The organism is Pseudoalteromonas sp. H103 (assembly GCF_001469205.1).
GTDB lineage: Bacteria > Pseudomonadota > Gammaproteobacteria > Enterobacterales > Alteromonadaceae > Pseudoalteromonas > Pseudoalteromonas carrageenovora.
This window is the reverse complement of record NZ_LOFG01000018.1, coordinates 125755-143795: the sequence shown is the minus strand read 5'-3', so window position 1 is coordinate 143795 and position 18041 is coordinate 125755. Positions and strand designations below refer to the sequence as shown.

General features: G+C 37.6%; 17 protein-coding genes. 7 read left to right on the top strand and 10 right to left on the bottom strand.

Features of this window, described 5'->3' with window-relative positions; genetic code table 11:
• Window positions 1–290 precede the first annotated feature (290 nt).
• Window positions 291–1307, bottom strand: coding sequence for an AraC family transcriptional regulator (locus ATS74_RS16265; RefSeq protein ID WP_058549997.1), 1017 nt, complete (start codon window positions 1305–1307; stop codon window positions 291–293).
• Between the two features lie 113 nt (window positions 1308–1420).
• On the opposite strand from ATS74_RS16265, the gene ATS74_RS16260 reads away from it, so the two are divergent.
• Entirely contained in the window at window positions 1421–3034 is a 1614-nt protein-coding gene (locus ATS74_RS16260; protein ID WP_058549916.1) for a GMC family oxidoreductase, read from the top strand.
• On the opposite strand, the gene ATS74_RS16255 is transcribed toward ATS74_RS16260, so the two are convergent.
• The 3 genes from ATS74_RS16255 to ATS74_RS16245 form a co-directional block, all read right to left on the bottom strand.
• Window positions 3023–3853 carry a class I SAM-dependent methyltransferase gene (locus tag ATS74_RS16255; RefSeq protein ID WP_058549915.1) on the bottom strand — a complete coding sequence of 277 codons (831 nt, stop codon included), beginning with the start codon at window positions 3851–3853 and terminating at the stop codon, window positions 3023–3025. The genes ATS74_RS16260 and ATS74_RS16255 overlap by 12 nt on opposite strands.
• Window positions 3854–3856: 3 nt before the next feature.
• Window positions 3857–4255, bottom strand: a complete 399-nt coding sequence (locus ATS74_RS16250; RefSeq protein ID WP_058549914.1) for a hypothetical protein — start codon at window positions 4253–4255, stop codon at window positions 3857–3859.
• Between the two features lie 67 nt (window positions 4256–4322).
• Window positions 4323–4742 (bottom strand): DUF3429 domain-containing protein, encoded by a 420-nt coding sequence (locus ATS74_RS16245; RefSeq protein WP_058549913.1) that lies wholly within the window; start codon window positions 4740–4742, stop codon window positions 4323–4325.
• Window positions 4743–5007: 265 nt separating this feature from the next.
• On the opposite strand from ATS74_RS16245, the gene ahpC reads away from it, so the two are divergent.
• Together ahpC and ahpF are read left to right on the top strand one after the other, a co-directional pair.
• Window positions 5008–5577 (top strand): alkyl hydroperoxide reductase subunit C, encoded by a 570-nt coding sequence (gene ahpC / locus ATS74_RS16240; protein WP_058404596.1) that lies wholly within the window; start codon window positions 5008–5010, stop codon window positions 5575–5577.
• A 153-nt stretch (window positions 5578–5730) separates the two neighbouring features.
• Window positions 5731–7314 (top strand): alkyl hydroperoxide reductase subunit F, encoded by a 1584-nt coding sequence (gene ahpF / locus ATS74_RS16235; RefSeq protein WP_058549912.1) that lies wholly within the window; start codon window positions 5731–5733, stop codon window positions 7312–7314.
• Window positions 7315–7413: 99 nt separating this feature from the next.
• Here ahpF and ATS74_RS16230 read toward each other — a convergent pair whose 3' ends face one another.
• The 4 genes from ATS74_RS16230 to ATS74_RS16215 form a co-directional block, all read right to left on the bottom strand.
• Window positions 7414–7869, bottom strand: coding sequence for a PH domain-containing protein (locus ATS74_RS16230; RefSeq protein WP_058549911.1), 456 nt, complete (start codon window positions 7867–7869; stop codon window positions 7414–7416).
• 43 nt (window positions 7870–7912) lie between these two features.
• Window positions 7913–8164, bottom strand: a complete 252-nt coding sequence (locus tag ATS74_RS16225; protein ID WP_058549910.1) for a hypothetical protein — start codon at window positions 8162–8164, stop codon at window positions 7913–7915.
• A 31-nt stretch (window positions 8165–8195) separates the two neighbouring features.
• Window positions 8196–10223 (bottom strand): hybrid sensor histidine kinase/response regulator, encoded by a 2028-nt coding sequence (locus tag ATS74_RS16220; RefSeq protein ID WP_058549909.1) that lies wholly within the window; start codon window positions 10221–10223, stop codon window positions 8196–8198.
• A 190-nt stretch (window positions 10224–10413) separates the two neighbouring features.
• Entirely contained in the window at window positions 10414–10635 is a 222-nt protein-coding gene (locus ATS74_RS16215; protein ID WP_058549908.1) for a hypothetical protein, read from the bottom strand.
• 544 nt (window positions 10636–11179) lie between these two features.
• Between ATS74_RS16215 and ATS74_RS16210 the strand changes: the two genes are divergently transcribed.
• The gene (locus ATS74_RS16210) at window positions 11180–11482 is read left to right on the top strand and encodes a hypothetical protein (protein ID WP_058549907.1); all 303 of its coding nucleotides are present in this window, start codon (window positions 11180–11182) and stop codon (window positions 11480–11482) included.
• A complete protein-coding gene (locus tag ATS74_RS16205; RefSeq protein WP_058549906.1) occupies window positions 11479–13074 on the top strand; it encodes a PepSY-associated TM helix domain-containing protein in 1596 nt (531 codons plus the stop codon). Before ATS74_RS16210 ends, ATS74_RS16205 begins: the two co-directional genes overlap by 4 nt.
• A gap of 492 nt (window positions 13075–13566) precedes the next feature.
• Here ATS74_RS16205 and ATS74_RS16195 read toward each other — a convergent pair whose 3' ends face one another.
• Window positions 13567–14397: a patatin-like phospholipase family protein gene (locus ATS74_RS16195; protein WP_058549904.1), complete on the bottom strand. Its 831-nt coding sequence runs from the start codon at window positions 14395–14397 to the stop codon at window positions 13567–13569.
• 158 nt (window positions 14398–14555) lie between these two features.
• Between ATS74_RS16195 and ATS74_RS16190 the strand changes: the two genes are divergently transcribed.
• Window positions 14556–15428 carry an SMP-30/gluconolactonase/LRE family protein gene (locus ATS74_RS16190; protein WP_058549903.1) on the top strand — a complete coding sequence of 291 codons (873 nt, stop codon included), beginning with the start codon at window positions 14556–14558 and terminating at the stop codon, window positions 15426–15428.
• Window positions 15429–15439: 11 nt separating this feature from the next.
• Here ATS74_RS16190 and ATS74_RS16185 read toward each other — a convergent pair whose 3' ends face one another.
• Window positions 15440–16882, bottom strand: coding sequence for a sensor domain-containing diguanylate cyclase (locus ATS74_RS16185; protein WP_058549902.1), 1443 nt, complete (start codon window positions 16880–16882; stop codon window positions 15440–15442).
• 208 nt (window positions 16883–17090) lie between these two features.
• On the opposite strand from ATS74_RS16185, the gene ATS74_RS16180 reads away from it, so the two are divergent.
• Entirely contained in the window at window positions 17091–17987 is an 897-nt protein-coding gene (locus tag ATS74_RS16180) for a cation diffusion facilitator family transporter (protein WP_058549901.1), read from the top strand.
• Window positions 17988–18041: the final 54 nt, after the last annotated feature.

Here is an 18041-nt window from a genome sequence, read left to right as displayed (position 1 = left end):
ACTCCTTAGCTTTAATAAAAATAATAAGAGCGTTTAGTTTAACATTTTTTTAGCTCTATATACTTTAGGGCGTGTTGAGCTTTGGTGGTTGAATTTACAGCAGTATGTTTGGTTTTTAGGCAAGGCAGAGCCTATGTAGTGTGGTTATCCCCCATAAATAGGCGATAACGCAGCATAAAGACCAAACATGCGCTGCCCTATGGGTTCTTTCTAGGGACGATTGACTCTTTGTTGCTCGATTTTTACTTAGCCCACTAGGTTACAAACCTCGCGCCGCGATTAAATCGCCCCTAGATTGAACAAATTTCAATCCACAAAGTTCGACACGCCCTAGGAGAGCAGCCAAACCAACGTTTAACATTTGCACTTAGTGTTGCTTGCTCTTGGTAGCCTAAAAGTTCTGAAATAGTCGAGATAGAATATTGGTTTTGTGTTAAATAATGCTCGGCTAAAGCACACCGCGTGGCGTCTTTGAGTTTTACAAAGCTTGTACTGTGTTTGCTAAGCTCTCTGTGTAGTGTACGAGGGTGCATACCCAGCGCAGCTGAAATAGTTTGATTAGAGCATTGATAAATAGGTAGCATAGGTCTAATTAGTGCGCTTACTTGGGCGGGTAATGAGCGATTATGCTCTCCTCGTGTGGCTAAAAAACTAAGTGCTGCCTGTGTTTTGTTATGTTCATGCTGGTTAAGTTTAAGTGCTAAATCGTTTTTATTAATAACAATACCCGCACTATTTCGATGTTCTATAACAGTGCAGCCAAAATGAGTTTTATAAGCGCGGGTATTTGCTGCTATTTTTTGTGGTAAAAACACGTTTAGAGGTTTGCACTGGTTATTGCTCAGCTTTTTAATAATAGCCACTGCTAAGCCAATGGTTAGTTCAATCACCTGGTTAATTTGAGGTAATGGTTTTAGGTTTATCTCAAATGATAAGAGTAAATTTTTATCATTTTCTAAAGAATGCGAGGTTAAGCTCAGTGCAGGGCTATGTAAGTGTAAGTATTTTATCACCCAGTTAAGTGCTTCGCCTAAATTAGTGCCACTTTTTGCCGCAATAGCAATGTGCCCCAAAATATCAAAATTTTGTTTATTCGCTAATTTAAGCCCAAAGCATGGGCAGTTAAACGTATGGCTGCAATACTCTAATAAAAAAGCATAAGTACGATAGGGTAAATATTGATCTTCAAGATTGGTAAAATCTATTTCCACATTGCACGTTTTCATAACACGTAAAGCATTCCCGCCGAGCTCTTCTATAAGCGCATTAATACCTTGTAACGATGTGGCTCTAATTAAATTGCTCAAAACATTGCCAACAGTGAAGTGAGTAGTGGTGTCTAAAAATATCAAGTTTTGAAGGTTTTTTCTATGCACTATAGTGTTAATCACTATTAAATTAGCTTTAGTAAGGCCTTAATATGAACAACCAACCTTTTGATTATATAGTAATTGGCGCTGGTAGTGCGGGTTGTGTGCTAGCTGCTCGTTTATCAGAAGACAAAAATGTAAGTGTGTGCCTTATTGAATCCGGTGGCAGCGATAAAAGTACATTTGTGCAAATGCCGGCGGGAATAGCTGCAAGCGTGCCGTATGGCATAAATAGCTGGCATTACAACACGGTGCCACAAAAAGAGCTTAATAATCGCTGTGGTTTTGTGCCGCGTGGTAAAGTGCTTGGTGGCTCAAGCTCTACTAATGCGATGGTGTACATTAGAGGGAATAAATATGACTACGATAATTGGGCGCATCTTGGTAATGAAGGGTGGGACTTTAACAGTTTATTACCGTACTTTATTAAATCTGAAAATAACAAAACCTTTATAGATAATAACTTACATGGCACTAATGGCCCTTTGCATGTTCAAGAGCTTAATAATCCGAGTGTTATAAACCAATGCTTTTTAAATGCATGTATTGAGCAAGGCGTAAATTTAAATGACGATATAAATGGAGAAAAACAGCCTGGTGCGCGTCTTTCACAAGTTACCCAACATAATGGTGAGCGCTGCAGCGTAGCTAAGGCGTATTTAACTCCCAATTTAAATAGAGCTAACTTAACAGTACTTACAAATTGCCACGTTAATAAAATAAATATTAAAGAAAAAACAGCGCAAGGGGTAGAACTTGTTAAAAACAATAAAGTAACTAGTTTAATCGCAAATAAAGACGTTATTTTGAGTGCGGGTGCTATTAACTGTCCACAGGTATTAATGCTTTCAGGTATTGGCCCTAAAGCACATTTAACAGCACATAATATTAAAGTAGAGCACGCTCTAGAGGGCGTAGGTGCTAATTTACAAGATCACTTAACTGTAGTGCCGCTTTATAAATCAAAAACAAGTAAAGGTACGTTTGGTATTAGCCCCTTGGGCATTGCAAGTATTTTTAAAGGCTACGTTAACTGGTTTAGTAAGCGAAAAGGGCGATTAACCACTAACTTTGCAGAGTCGCATGCCTTTATTAAATTATTTGAAGACTCAAAAGAGGCAGATGTACAGCTTGAGTTTGTTATAGGGCTTGTGGATGATCATAGCCGTAAGCTACATGTAGGCCATGGTTATAGTATTCATAGCAGTATTATGCGCCCAAAAAGCCGTGGCAGTATTACGCTTAAAAATAGCGACCCGCGCAGTGCCCCCCTTATTGATCCTAACTATTTAAGCCACCCGGATGATTTAAAAATTATGCTAGCAGGACTTAAAAAGACACTTAGCATAATGCAAAGCCCTGCTTTTGATAAAATACGCGGTAAAATGGTGTATCCACTTGATATTAATAACGATGAGCAACTTATAGAGTTTATCAGGCAAACGGCCGATACCGAGTATCATCCTGTAGGGACTTGTAAAATGGGGCAAGATGAAATGGCAGTCGTGAATACCAATTTACAGGTACATGGTGTGAGTAAGTTACGCGTAGTTGATGCGTCTATTATGCCTACAATAATTACCGGCAACACGAATGCACCGGTAATAGCGATTGCCGAAAAAGCATCAGATTTAATTAAACAAAGTTATAAATCAGGGCTGTGAATGTGTGCTATAAAACTGAGTAAGCCAAGCTTGCCAATCGCTTTCTAGGAGAAGCATTTGCTGATGTTTTTTAGCATTTAAATGCTTTGTTTCATCCTCAAGCGCTATATATGGACCAACACGACACAGCGAGCAATGATTAGGTGTTAAGTAGGTAGGTTTTGAAAGGTATGGGCTTAATTCACAGACCAACTCAGGACTTGTTTTAGGGCTAAACACGTAGGTAATACCACTGGTATCTTTTACGTGTTTATCACGGTCTACGTTTCTAATTTTATAGCCTTCAAAGTGGCTAATATCAAATGGCATTTGGCCTAAATATTCAGCCTGTAAGCCTTTGTTTAAAGTGCCTTCAATATTCCACTCTCTGTAGGGCTTTACATCTTTAGAGGTAATATAACAAAGCATGGGGCCGTTAGGGTTTAGCGCAAATTCGTTAGCGTACTTAATAAATTGATGAAGCAAAGCACGGTTAAGTACGTTCATGCTTGATTGGCGGGTATTGCTTTCATAGGCTTCGCGGCCAACAAATGCAGGTATAAGCGGAAACTGAAATATAACCACATCAAAGCTGTGCTGGTTTTGACCTAGTGCTTGCCAACAGACAGGATTTGTTACATCAAAACTATTAAGTACATCTACGTTATGTGCTTTTAGGGGGCTTAGCGCATTATTTTCGTATTTTTGCTCAATAGTGGCTGCACTATCATAAGTTGAAGCCACTAATTTTGAAGGTTTTATGTGAGTAAACAGGGCATTTGAAAACGATAAATCGCCATCACCTACGGTAAGTATTCGCCAATCAGCATTTAAATACATAAATTAAGCGGACTTACTCGGTGTTTGCTCATCATTACTGGCAATGTTTTGAGAGTGAGCTGCGTGTAAACGATGAAATGCAAGGCGGGTTTTAAGCCCTTCAATGGCTATTTGTTTTAAAATTAAATTAAAGGTAATTAAAATAGCAAACACTATATGAATAGGGCCATGAGAAAACCCAGCTTCTGGGTTGTAAAGTGTTAAGCCAAATAGCATGAATAGCACAACTAAAAATATTTCAATTAGTTGGTTTGAATAAAAGCTTAAACGGCCTTCATTTTTGTGATCTTTTTTAATGCTTATAGCGCAAAAAAATGGAATAACTTTAATTTTAAACGCAGCGTTTTTTTCTACGTAGTTTTCACCAAGTTCATTTAGTTGTTGGCGTAATGTATCAATCATGGTGCGTCCTCAAATATCAGTGCGCGGATGTTACACCATTACGCTCGTTAGGTTAAGTAGCTCGAGGTTATTTAGGGTAAAGGCTCATACCTATGGTAAGTATGTGGCACACAAACACGACAGAGGTAAGCACAAATCGCATTTTTTGATAATCTTTGTGGTAGGTTTTCCATTGCGCTGTGGCTTTTTCAAATATAAGTACCAACCAAAAACTGGCTCCTAACCAGGCAAGTGCCCACTCAACAGGCAGAAAAGATAAAAATGGCAGCGGGATTACAGGTAAAACTGCTTTTATCGCATCGCTATAGCTTTGCATTCCAGCGCGCCATAAATTACCAGCCATAAAGGCAAGTATGGCAATGCTATAAAAAGTAAAAAACTCTAAGTTTACACTGTTACTTCCAAACACAAGCGGCCATGCTACGCAGCCTAAAAATGGCAATAACCCTAAATAGCCAAGTTGAATATGATTAATAAATTTTTCCATTGCTGCATGCCTTATGTATAAGTGTTTTTAAGCGCGGTTATTGTAGCAGTATTCTTAAAAGATAAATAAATTAACCACAAATAAATCAGTTACGAAAAATGCTTATGAATAGTTCAATCTTAAAAATCGATTGTTTTAATCTAAACAATCAATTTTATTTAATTTGTCGATGGGCTTATTGTATTAATCAAGCCAACGCGAAAGGCCACACATTTTGGCTGCGTTGAGTAACTTAAAAACACTTTAAATACAAATGAGGAATACTATGAGCACTTCATTAATCAACACAAAAATTCAACCTTTCAACGCAACTGCATACCACAATGGTGATTTTGTAGAAGTATCTGAAAAAGATGTACTTGGTAAGTGGTCAATCTTCTTCTTTTACCCAGCAGATTTCACATTTGTATGTCCTACAGAGTTAGGTGACCTTGCAGATTACTACGCACAGCTTCAAGAAATGGGCGTAGAAGTTTACTCAGTATCAACTGATACTCACTTCACTCATAAAGCATGGCACGATACGTCAGACACAATTGGTAAAATTACTTACCCAATGATTGGCGACCCAACTGGCCGTATTACTCGCAGCTTCGGTGTAATGATTGAAGAAGAAGGCCTAGCACTTCGTGGTACTTTTGTAATGAACCCTGAGGGCGAAATCAAAGTAATCGAAACTCACGATTTAGGTATTGGCCGTAGCGCTAAAGAGTTAGTACGTAAAGTACAAGCTGCACAATACATTGCAACTCACGACGGTGAAGTTTGTCCTGCATCTTGGCAGCCAGGTGAAGACACACTTGCTCCTTCATTAGACCTAGTTGGTAAAATCTAAGTATAGATTATCCCTACTATAAGGGCAGGCAACTGCCCTTAAACCAATAAATATTCGTTTATTGGTGCCTCCTATCTCAATTTGATAATTAAGCACATGCGTTTATTGGCATGGGAGGCTTGCTGTTGAAATTTTCCTAAAAAGGGTTAAGCCATGTTAGATAACAACATTAAAAATCAATTAAAAAGCCATTTTGAATCGCTTACTCAACCTGTTGAGCTGCTTATTGCCTTGGATGACAGCAAAAAATCAGCAGAAGTAGAAAGCTTAGCAAACGACTTAGCATCATTAAGTGATAAGTTTACGGTAGTTAACAACTCAGATACCAGCGCACGACGCCCGTCTATGGTTGTACATTCACCGGTTAAAAATACCCACATTACGTTTGCAGGCGTACCGATGGGACACGAATTTACAAGTTTAGTGTTGGCGCTTTTACATACTGGCGGACATGCAAGTAAAGCAAAAAGCGAAGACATTGAACAAATACAATCACTTGATCAAGAACTTATTTTTGAAATTTACATTAGCTTGAGTTGCCAAACGTGCCCACAAGTAGTGCAGGCGCTAAATACAATGGCCGCGACTAATAGCAAAATTAAAGCAACAATGATTGACGGCGCACTATTTCAAGAGGAAGTAGAAGAGCGCAACATTTTAGCAGTACCGGCTGTTTATTTAAATGGCGAACCATTTAGCCAAGGTGCATTAAGCCTAACTGACATATTAAACAAAGTAGATAGTAAAGGTGCAGCACGCCAAGCTGCAGCACTTAGCGAAAAAGACGAATTTGACGTATTAGTAGTAGGTGGCGGACCTGCCGGTGCATCAGCTGCAATTTATTCTGCACGTAAAGGGTTAAATACCGGCATTGTTGCAGAGCGATTTGGTGGGCAAGTTGCTGATACATTAGCCATTGAAAACTTTATATCGGTTAAAGCCACTGAAGGTCCTAAGCTTGTTGCACAGCTTGAAGAGCATGTGAAAGAGTACGATGTTGATGTAATGCATAACCAACGTGCTGCAGGGCTTGAACGCGTTAATAACAAATACGAAATTACGCTTGAAAACGGGGCTACTTTAAAAGCTAAATCACTTGTTTTAGCAACAGGTGCACGCTGGCGCGAAATGAACGTACCCGGTGAGCAAGAGTACCGCGGACACGGTGTCGCATACTGCCCGCATTGTGACGGCCCTTTATTTAAAGGTAAGCCTGTAGCTGTAATTGGTGGTGGTAACTCTGGTATTGAAGCTGCAATCGATTTAGCAAACATTGTTGAGCATGTAACAGTACTTGAGTTTGCAGATACATTACGCGCCGATGAAGTACTTATTCGTAAAGCAAACAGCTTAAATAATATTACTATTATTAAAAACGCCCAAACTACAGAAGTACTTGGCGATGGTAAAAAGGTTACAGGGCTTACTTACACAGACCGAGTAACAGGTGATAGTAAGGCACTTACTTTAGCGGGTATTTTTGTTCAAATAGGCTTAATTCCTAACACTGAGTGGTTAAAAATTAGTGACTTGGAGTTAAGTAAATTTGGTGAAATATTAATTGATGCAAAAGGTGCTACGTCATTACCAGGTGTTTATGGCGCAGGTGATGCAACAAATACCCCATTTAAGCAAATTATTATTGCCATGGGCAGCGGCGCAACAGCGAGCCTAGGTGCTTTTGATTACTTAATTCGCAACAGCGAAGAAAGCGAGCAAGACAAAACAGCTGCTTAAACTGTAAAACCTCTTGATATAACAGCAAGGTACACCCAAAGCTGTTTGTTAACCCAAGCCGCCCTCTCCAAAGGCGGCTTTTTTTACGACTTTGAGAACTTAGTGAGGTATTCGTTCTTCAAGCCAAACTCTAAGGCTTTTAGGATCTTTAATGAAAGGTATCCTAACCCAGCTTCCATAAGCATATAAGTGGATTGTAGAATAACCAAAAATACGGCCTAAAAATGTTGTTACTTGTTCAACATTTTCGACGCTTTTGAAGCCTAGCTTGTCTTCTCTTTTTGTTAGTATTCCACTAAATACGGTTATCGAGTTGTCTTTTGCAATAACATTTATGAAAACTGCTTCCAGAATTTTATGAGAATCTTTTAGGACATAAATTGCAGGTAAGACGACTAAGCTTAGTAGAACATCATTTTTGAACTGCTCACCTATTAATTCTTGCCCTATAAATGAGAAAATTAGATAGACTAACCCTAGACCAAGAATTCGAGTACAAATTTCTCCAAATGCTTCGATGGAACGCCAGAATTTAGCAATTTTAATTGTTGGCAAAATACCTCTGTTCTATAAAGTTTTAATAAGCCGCTATAAATTATTAATCACAGCCGCCAGAATCTCCACCGCAATCATTATTAGAGTGTGAGTTATTGCTAGAATAAATTGAAGAGTCACTGCTTGTGTAAGTTGAAGAGCCACGTGATGCTTTACCACTGATAAACGTAACTAATAGCAATACGCCTGATACAATAACGACCGTTATTGATGAACTCCATTGCTCAGTAGAAATGCCTTTAAATATGGCTAAACACAATACAGTAAAGAGTAATGTTCTTATTATATTTTTCATTTTATATCCCTATTTAATCAATCAGATAATTTTATACGTTAGCTGAGCTTTGGTTATGCTCAAGCGCGTTAATAACTGCTTTTTCAAGTGTGGGTAGTTTAAAAGGCTTTGAAATAAACATATCCATACCAGCTTGTTTACAAGCAAGTTTATCTTGGGATGAGGTATTAGCGGTTATAGCTACAATATAGGTTTCTTGTTTTGGGCAGGTATTATCAGCCCTAAGCTGCTTTGTTGCCTCAAAGCCATCAAGAATTGGCATTATGCAATCCATAAAAATAAGGTCATAGTGCTTTTGTTGGCATTTTAAAATCGCGTCTTGGCCATCAACTGCAGAGTCGGCTTTAATGTTTAATTTGCTCAAAGAGGCGTGAAGTACCAGCCTGTTGATATCGTTATCATCTACTACCAGTACAGACAGTTCACTGCCATCAGTATCTTGGTTTGTTATTAGGCTGTCTTGCTTTTGCTCTTTACCTGACTCAATTGGTATATTTAGTAAAAATGTAGTCCCTTCATTTGGCGTACTTTTTACTTTTATTGTACCGCCCATATATTCAACAAGCTCTTTAACTATGGCAAGGCCAAGCCCTGTACCGCCTTTCGAATTTTTTGCATCAACCTCTTGTGAAAAAGGAGAAAATAGCGATTCTAAAAATCCTTTGCTCATGCCTCGGCCACTGTCGGATACTTCAATATTTAGACTTGGTGATTTTTTTGCGTGTTCAATACTTGTTTTAAGTAAAACAGAGCCATTTTCGGTAAATTTAAGCGCGTTGCTTAATAGGTTTGAGGTTATTTGGCTAAGGCGTGTGTTGTCGCTAAATGCCCAAAAAGTATCGTCAATGGTGTTTTCTACTTTAAGTGATACGTGTGTGTTTTTAAATAAGGGTGTGTATAACGACGTTAAATCTGTAAAAATAGTTTTTAGTAAAAAATCGGTAGGCTCTAGTTTTAATTCACCGTGATTAATTTTAGAAAAATCGAGTACTTCATTAATTATGCTAAGTAGGATATCAGCGCTTCTTAGTGCTACTTTTATTTTTTCGGCGCGTACTTCCTCACTATGCTCGTCAATTAATGTAGTAAGCATACCTGTAATACCATTAAGTGGCGTTCTCAGCTCATGGCTTATTTTAGCAAGTAGCATGCTCCTATCTTCAAGCAAGCGTTCGGCTTGGGCTTGCTTTTGCTTGAGCTCTTCGCGAAGTAACATAGATTCTGTTACATCTTGAAAGGTGCCAAACAACCTTATACAGCGGCCGCCGTCAAACTCAGCTTCACCAAAGGTAGATACCCACAAAATTTCATTTTTTGCGGTTACTATTTGTAAGTCTAAATTCCATTTTTCGCCTTTTTCGGTGGCATTTTTGACCGCTTGACTGATGTTTTCACGGCTAGCTCCTTCTTTATAAAATTCTAAGGCTCCTTCCATTACCGGTTGGTAGTCACTTGATACTTGATGAATACGCTTAGTTTGTTCGCTCCAGTATATTTTATTTTCTGTTAAATCAACTTCCCACGTACCTATGTTTGCTATGCTTTCTAGTTTTAATAAGGTATTACTGTTTTTTATAAGTTGCTCTTTAGTTTGCGAACGCGCAAATTCCGAACCGAGCCATTGCGCGAATAGCTCTATATAGTCGTATGCGTCGTCATTAAAAGCGAGGGAGTCTTTTGCTGATGAAAAGTTAACAGTGCCAAATATTTTATCTCCAATTTTTATAGGAGCACCTATATATGACTCCAACTGAAAATTAATGTAGCAGGGGTGGTTTGCTATAGCGCTTTGCGATGCTTTATGAAAGGCAAGTGCAGATCCAGCACCGAGCGTATGTACGCAATAGGTGCCTTGTAAATCAAATACAGTACCGGGCAAAAGTGAGTTGTCGGGGGTTATAGCATGTAAAACGATGTAACTATTTTCATCTACTTTACTAACAATACCTAGTTCAAGATCGAATACTTCTAGTCCGAAGATCAAAAGTTTATTAATTTTTCTTTCAAAATCAAGAGTTTGATTTGATACAATGTCGTGAAAACGCCTTAAAAAATTCAAAAGAAAACACCCCGTAAGCTTTTGTTAAGTTTATAAATATGCTAGCCAATTAAGGCGTTTTTATTAGTTAATAGCCAGTTTAGCAGTTTTAGTTAGTAATAACTAAAATTGGTGGCATTTTAATTTATAAGTCCATGTTTTATATAAAGCAAAATACTGCGCTGAATATATAATACTCAGCGCTAAGTATTTAGTAGGTAGAGTTAGGTGTGTACTCTGGGTTAATGTCACCACCTACTTCATCAGGGTCAACATCGTTTATAAGCAATGTTTCTCGCACGGCTTCTATGTGATCAAGTACTGTTTGATAACGCTCGCCATACTCATATTTTGTTACCTCAATGGCTTGTGGCATATACGTAAATGCAATTTTAAGTGCGTGTAAGGCTTCAGGGTTGATTTTTTCGCTCATGATTTCCCTCTAATTAAACGTAAGCTAGGTTTAATAAAATAACACCAAATACAATACGGTAAATACCAAAACTTAAAAAAGTGAAATTTTCTAAAAATATATTAAGAGCTTACAGATAAAAGGGTGGTTATAAGCCTAGTAACTAAGCTAACACAAAGCGTTGTTAAGCCTATTAAAAGAACACACCCAGTAAAGATATTACGATATGAACCCACAAACAGTTATCTTAAATACTTTATAAAAGTGATTAACTTGATACTTGACCCCGTTAAGGCAGTATGTGAACGATCAGTTGAAAATACATTGTAAGCCTTATTTATTTCTTAACATAGAGCATGTAATGCATCTTAATTTATTGGTTTTATAAAAATAATAACTGTACTACAAGGCCTTAGAATGAATGTTTGTAATTGCGGATAATACATACTTGTTATTTATGAAGGTTTTTAAGTTAATTAAGCAAAAGTACATTTAATTAATTGCTTTTATTTACAAATACGCAATATAATAAAAACAATTATCATTTACAAACTTTGCAGCATAAATGTTTAAAGTATCGAAAAATAATAAAAGCACTTTTAAAGCAATTAAAAGGCGACACTTTTTAGCGTGTGTTGTGGCACTTATTACCGCAGTAATAATAATCCCCGGAATGACGACTTATTTACCTTTTCATATGAATGAGCAAATTTTACTCCCAATTATGCTTTTTCCGATTATTTGGGTTGGGCTTTTTATGTATGCCTATTTAGCTGAACATGTATGGCAACCATTTGCTGTAATGTTGCTGCTGAGCATCTCACACGGGTTATTAAGTTTACTAGCAGTGATGCAGGGGAAAGCATGAAATCAATTACGTTAAAAAAGTTATTTTTAATGCACAGCTGGGTTGGCATATTAACTTCAGTACTATTATTTATTGTGGCATTTAGTGGCGCATTAGCTGTACTTAGCCGACCCGAATTAAAAATTTGGGCTAATCCTGAATTACAATCAACTCACATAGTACCAAGTAGTGATATAAACACATTAGTTAATCAATATTATAAACAAGTACCCAGTGCATTTGGTGAGAATATCCACGTATTTATGCCAAGCGGTCATAATTTTTATTTGCTGACACTTGTTTTTGAATCGCACCATGGAGATGAAAACTATTCCCAAGAGGTGGCCCGTGTATTTCAGTTTCACCCAGATTCGTTGGCCTTGGTTGATAGCTACTACGGCCCAAGTAAAGAATTTTATGCAAATAAAAAAACAGATGCGCCGAGTTATATTGGAGAGTTTCATGCTGATTTGCATTTAGGTAGGCCTATAGGGTTAATTTTAACTGGGTTTTTAGGGCTCACTTTATTAATAAGCGCGGTCACAGGGTTATTTATTCATAGAAAGATGATTAAAGAGCTGTTTACTTTTAGGCGGAGCAAGGGCTTAGATATAGCTATTAGCGATGCACATAAAGTAATGGGGATTTGGGGAAGCGTATTTAATATTGTTATTGGTTTTACTGGTGCATTTTTAGGGCTTGCAACCATTATATTGTTACCAGCCGCTGCATTTGTGAGTTTTGGTGGCGATCAAGATAAGCTAATAGAAACATTTACTGCTATCCCCGAGCCGGTAGTTAGTCATATAGAGCAACCAACTAATATTGACGCTATTTTAGAAAATGCCAAATCTCGCTTTCCTAAAGCAGTGATTATTGATGCAACAATTATGGCAAACAACGACGCTAACGCTCAAGTATATTTGCGCTTGCTAGGAGGTGAAGCCGTTGCCTCTCAATTATTGCATTACCGCGGTGATGGCGAATTTGTAAAGTCGATGAGCAGTTTTGGGGATATATCAGGTATATCAATAAAGGTAATAGAGGTGTTATTCCCACTTCACTTTGGCAACTTTGCTGGGATATTTATAAAGCTATTGTGGGTAATTCTTGGATTAACAACGGCTCTTTTACCTCTTTCGGGCATGATGATGTGGCTATCTAAACGCACCAGAGGGAGTAATCCTACTTTAAGTGTTCAAGCTTATACGCGTTGGAATCGTTTTATTATTGGCAGTTGTGGTGGATTGGTTTTAGCAAGCTTTGTGCTTTTTCCATTACAAATAGTATTGAATTACAGCGTTGATGGCGCTTTGCAAAATGCTTTTTTTGGACCTGTGTTTTTTTATAGCTGGTTAGGTTGGCTTTTAGTTAGTTTATTGCCAATGCATCACACCTTTTATTTTAAACTTACGCTTTTATTATGTGGCGCTGCGCTAAGTGCGGTGATGCCACTTAACATTCTAATAGGTCAAAATAATATTATGAATTTTAATAGCGCACTTGTTGTGATTGTTGATTCGTTATTTATGTTGATAGGCCTTACGTTTATTTGGGCTGGATTAAAGCTCAAATTGACAAAACAGCCGATACTTGAGGCTCAAACAGTATGAATATAACATTGATTTTTTGTGCTGTTTTGAGTCTCGTTTTTATGACACTCATTATACGTAAAAGCGCTAGTTCAAAAATTATTAAAGTAATTTACAGCCTTATTTCATTAATTATATCGTTTGTTTGTTTTGCAAACGTGTACGGTTTACTTGGCGGAATAATTACAGGTGTTGCATGCTTAATGTGCGTAGGGCTTTTAACCGCATTTATAACAGGTAAAGCGCTCAAAGGTTATTAAAGGGTGTGTTGATCTTTGATTGGTGAACATGCGGTGCCCTTTGAGTTTTTTCTAGGGACGATCAATTTTTTGTTGCCTACATGGATGTGGGTAAGGGGCGTAAGCAGGACTTCAAGCTTTGCTCGGTTTTACTTTATTCTTAAAAGCCAGTAGGGCAGCGCAGGAGCAGTTACCGGGCCACTAGGATACAGACCTCGCCGCGATTTAACCTTTTTGGATTGAACAAATTTCAATCCACAAAGATCAACCCTCCCTAGCTTAAAAAATCTTTGGCTGCGTCTATACCCATAGTGTATCCGTTATTCAGTAGCTTTAATTTTTTAGTTGTACGGCCTACCCTAAAATTAGCTGGTGGCGCAATTATATTCATTTTACAGTCACTTGGCGGGTTTAGTATAAAGTCGATACTTTGGTTGTATACGTGTGACCTATTTAAAGATGCTTGAATAAGCGCTGGGTAACTTTTGTACACTTTTTTAGTAAGCCATGGGGCTTTGCTTGGTTTTTTACGATAGCCCAGCGGTTGAGATAGCACCACGGTAATTTCTTTTGCCCCCATTTCATATGCTTTTAAAACTGGGATTGAGTCGGCTACACCGCCGTCTGTCATTGGCTCATTATTAATTACAGGGTAATCGCGATAGGCAATAGGAATAGCGCAAGAAGCTTTGAGTTGCTCAACCATCTCGCTGCTTGTGGCTTTTAAATAATGTGCTGCACCGGTGTTTATAGCAGTAGATACAATGTAAAACTCGGGCTGGTTTTGTTCAAACACTTCGGTTTTAAGGCGTATTTCACGTATTGTTTCTTGCCAAAGCCAATCTAAGTCAAATAAATGACCACCTTTAATAAAGCGTTTTACGTTTATAAATTCAGGCCTACATGAATAATCGGTAATCACGGTATAATTGCGCTTTGGTTGATTACATAAATAGGCTGCAATATTGGTGGCTCCAGCCGATACGCCAAAATAGCGTTCAAAAGGTTGATGCTGCTGATTTAAAAATTCATCAAGCACGCCAGCTGCAAAAATACCGCGCATGGCACCGCCTTCTACCACAAGGGTGTTTTTATTATTGTTCATTTTACAATCCTTTTATGACTCTTGATATTATCAACTCGATCTAAAAAATGCGATAGAGATAGTAGAAGAAAAATTAAAACGTATGACTGATCGCGCCAATTACGCTTTTCTGATAAGGTTTAGTATCACAAGGCATTGTTAATAAAGAATAACTATTTATGTTTGATCCTACCGTATCTGTTTTTGAAAACACACAACACCAGCTAGCCGAAAGCCCGCTCTGGCATCCGCTGTTAAATACGTTGTTTTGGGTAGATATAAATAAAAAGCAACTTTTAAGTAAAGGCATTAAAGATATATGTAGAGTGAATACCATTACAATGCCCGATACACTCAGTGCCTTAGCGTGGATTGATGAGAGTCACTTATTATTAAGTACAAGCACTGGTTTATATAAATATCATATTGAGTCACATAGCCGTGAGCTTATTATTAATATTGAACAAGATCATTTAAAGAGGCGTAGTAATGATGGTCGAGCTGATCCATGGGGGGGGTTTTGGTTAAGTACCATGGATATAAATGCTAAAAAAGGTGAGGGGAAAATTTATCGGTATTACAAACAGCAACTCATTGAGGTTATTACCGACTTAAGTATTCCTAATGGTTTATGTTTTGATAAGTCTCGTTTGCGCGGATATTACTGCGACTCATTAACGAGTTGTATTTATGTAATAAGTTTAAATGAGCTTACCGGAGAGCCTTGCTCTAAACCTAGTGTATTTTACCAATTTTCTAATACAGATGTTGACCCTGATGGGTGCGTGCTAGATAAGTGCGGTAACTTATGGGTTGCAGTATGGGATATGGGATGCGTTATGTGTTTATCACCACAAGCTGAGCTACTCACAACGATTAAGCTACCAGCTACTAAAGTAACGTGCACTGCGTTTGGTGGTAAAAATGCAGAGACCCTATTTGTCACTTCTGCATTTGATGAGCAATACAAAGAGGCAAAAGAACAACAAGGCATGATATTTCAAATTTCAGGCATAAATAACGGGCGATTTGACCCCCCCGTTATAGTGTGATTATTAAGTACTTACTTATAGAGTGCTACTTGGTTTCTGCCTGTATTTTTTGCATCGTAAAGTGCTTTATCGGCACCACTTATAAGGCTTTGCGCAGTTGTTTCTTTACACGGAATTAAACTATAAACCCCCATGCTTATAGTGAGCTGCTTACTAACAGTGGAGTAGTTATGTTCTATTGCTAATTCTGCCATTTTTTGCTGGATTAGCGCTGCAAATTTTAAGCTGTTATCGGTATCTGTTGCGGATAAAATAATCGCAAATTCTTCTCCGCCGTATCGAGCTGCCAAATCACCTTGGCGTTTACACATGGCTTTTAACGCTTGCGCTACAGATTTTAAAACTTCATCGCCTTGCTGGTGTCCGTAATTATCGTTATATTTTTTGAAAAAATCTATGTCGCACATTATCAAACCTATAGGTTGCTGGTAGCGCGTGCAGCGAAGTAGTTCGTTTTTTAGTGTGTCGTCAAAGCAACGGCGGTTAGCTATATCGGTTAAACCATCGGTATTAACTTGTTCATTAAGTTTTAAATTTGCTGTGATGAGTTGTTGCTGAATATATTGAAGTTCATTCTTAAAGTTTATATTTTTAAAAGCATTAGCTATCATTTCACCAACTAGCTTTAGCCTAATTAAATCTAAGTCTGTCCATTGCCTTTTTTGCTTTACACAGTCACAGCCAATAAACCCAACTAGTTCTTTATCGTAACGTAGGCCAATACATAAAACTGACTGTATTTCTTCAGACTGTAATTCTTCTTTTTCTTTGATTGCTTTCTTAGGAAGCTTTTCAACATCATTTACTTTAAAAAGGTGAGTACTATTCATTAAACTTGTGAAGTAGGGCAGTGAGTTTTTAGGTATATGTTGTAGCTTATCTTTAAATGGCTCAACCCCTTGATTGACCCATTCATGAGTGTTTCTCATTGACTTTCCATCGTCTGAGAATTTAAATAAATAGCTTCTATCGGCAAAGCAAACAGTACCAATTGCTTTTAAGGCAAACTCTATATGAGTATTAATTTCGTCACTTTGAATATCAATTAAGTCGGTAGAAATTTTTGAAATGATTTTGTCGAAGTTGTATTGTTCATCTTCGCTTTGTTTAATAATTTCAAAGGTTACAATGTGTACGCTATCACTGAGCTGAGCAAGCTTTGCATTTATTAATGAATTTGTATTTGCTTTCCCTAGGAGAATATTTGAACTTGTATTTATGACTAAATATTTATCAAATAGCTCTCGGAATATTAATTGCTTTTTGCTTTCTGGGTTTGTGAGGGTGAGGTGCTTAAAGTCGACATCATCGAAATTATTATGTGGAGATAGCTCAAATAAACTTTGTGCTTGAGAGTTAGCTTTGTAAGTCTTTTTTTTAGCATCATAAAGTACAACGGCAAAAGGGATTAGCTTTATAGTACTCCAAGTATCTTCTACTGATTTAAAGCCCACTCATTGCTCCATATGAAATTAAATATTAACTCAATATTTTTATTATTGTTTATCTATTATTTAGTACAGTTTTGGCTAATTTACTAAGTTTTTAGTGCGTTTATTTGGCCTTCGTATTACAATTGCAACTGTATATCATTACCCATTTCTACTCTAAGCCTCCTACCGGCTTATTTGCAATTTTAAGTATAGGTTATTCAAGCATTTCATGACAGAAATCACTACACACCAGGCATCACGCCGTCGGTTGCTTATTGCTTTGGCAATAACATGTTCATTTATGGTTATTCAGGTTGTTGGCGCTTACTACTCTAATTCCCTAGCAGTACTTGCCGATGCAGGGCATTTATTTGTGCATAATAGCTCGCTATTTATTGCATTGATTGCTTCTAGCCTCGCTATTCATTTTGCTAAAACCTATAACGATGGACACCAACGAGCAGAGCTGATTGGTGGTTTAATAAACGGAACGCTCTATTTAGCTATTAGCTTAATTATTTTGTATGAAGGGGGCGAGCGCTTTATACATCAGCACGAAGGCAATGAGCTTGCTATTAATAGTTATTTAATGTCGGTTATTGCGGCCATTGGCTTTTTATTTCATGGTGCTGCAGCTTGGGTTTTATATAAAGGTCGCAAGGCGAGTATTAATGTATATGCTGTATTCTTGCACTCATTTTTTGACTTAATATCTACAGTGTCGACCTTTGTGGCTGGTATTTTAATTTACCTAACCGGCTGGACGGTCATTGATATTTTATCGAGTATGCTTATAGCGTCGTTTGTATTATTCACAGGTATAAAGGTTATTATTAGCTGTATAAAAGGTTTACGTTTAAATAAAGCGAAGCTGCCTAAAGTGGCTGATATAGAACATGAAATTACAAATATGGAACATGTTCATAATGTTCACAATGTAACTGTTTCTCGAAAAGATAAAGATATAGTCGTTGGCGCACATGTTGTGCTTAAACAGCACTGTACCATTGAAAAGCATGACGAAGCGTGCCGAATGAAAGTAGAGCAGCTACTTAGCAGTAAATTTAAAGTCAAAAATAGTGTGCTTCAAATTGAAAGCCATGAGTGTCATCATATTCATAGCTAAGTAAACGAGCCCGTATTAAGGGGGCTCTTATACCAACCCGCATAAATCTTTGAT

Bases quoted from the DNA above. Each gene is read 5' to 3' on its own strand.
- ATS74_RS16260 (WP_058549916.1), top strand. From the start codon at position 1,421: ATGAACAACCAACCTTTTGATTATATAGTAATTGGCGCTGGTAGTGCG.
- ATS74_RS16255 (WP_058549915.1), bottom strand. From the start codon at position 3,853: ATGTATTTAAATGCTGATTGGCGAATACTTACCGTAGGTGATGGCGAT.
- ATS74_RS16250 (WP_058549914.1), bottom strand. From the start codon at position 4,255: ATGATTGATACATTACGCCAACAACTAAATGAACTTGGTGAAAACTAC.
- ATS74_RS16245 (WP_058549913.1), bottom strand. From the start codon at position 4,742: ATGGAAAAATTTATTAATCATATTCAACTTGGCTATTTAGGGTTATTG.
- ahpC (WP_058404596.1), top strand. From the start codon at position 5,008: ATGAGCACTTCATTAATCAACACAAAAATTCAACCTTTCAACGCAACT.
- ahpF (WP_058549912.1), top strand. From the start codon at position 5,731: ATGTTAGATAACAACATTAAAAATCAATTAAAAAGCCATTTTGAATCG.
- ATS74_RS16225 (WP_058549910.1), bottom strand. From the start codon at position 8,164: ATGAAAAATATAATAAGAACATTACTCTTTACTGTATTGTGTTTAGCC.
- ATS74_RS16215 (WP_058549908.1), bottom strand. From the start codon at position 10,635: ATGAGCGAAAAAATCAACCCTGAAGCCTTACACGCACTTAAAATTGCA.
- ATS74_RS16210 (WP_058549907.1), top strand. From the start codon at position 11,180: ATGTTTAAAGTATCGAAAAATAATAAAAGCACTTTTAAAGCAATTAAA.
- ATS74_RS16205 (WP_058549906.1), top strand. From the start codon at position 11,479: ATGAAATCAATTACGTTAAAAAAGTTATTTTTAATGCACAGCTGGGTT.
- ATS74_RS16195 (WP_058549904.1), bottom strand. From the start codon at position 14,397: ATGAACAATAATAAAAACACCCTTGTGGTAGAAGGCGGTGCCATGCGC.
- ATS74_RS16190 (WP_058549903.1), top strand. From the start codon at position 14,556: ATGTTTGATCCTACCGTATCTGTTTTTGAAAACACACAACACCAGCTA.
- ATS74_RS16180 (WP_058549901.1), top strand. From the start codon at position 17,091: ATGACAGAAATCACTACACACCAGGCATCACGCCGTCGGTTGCTTATT.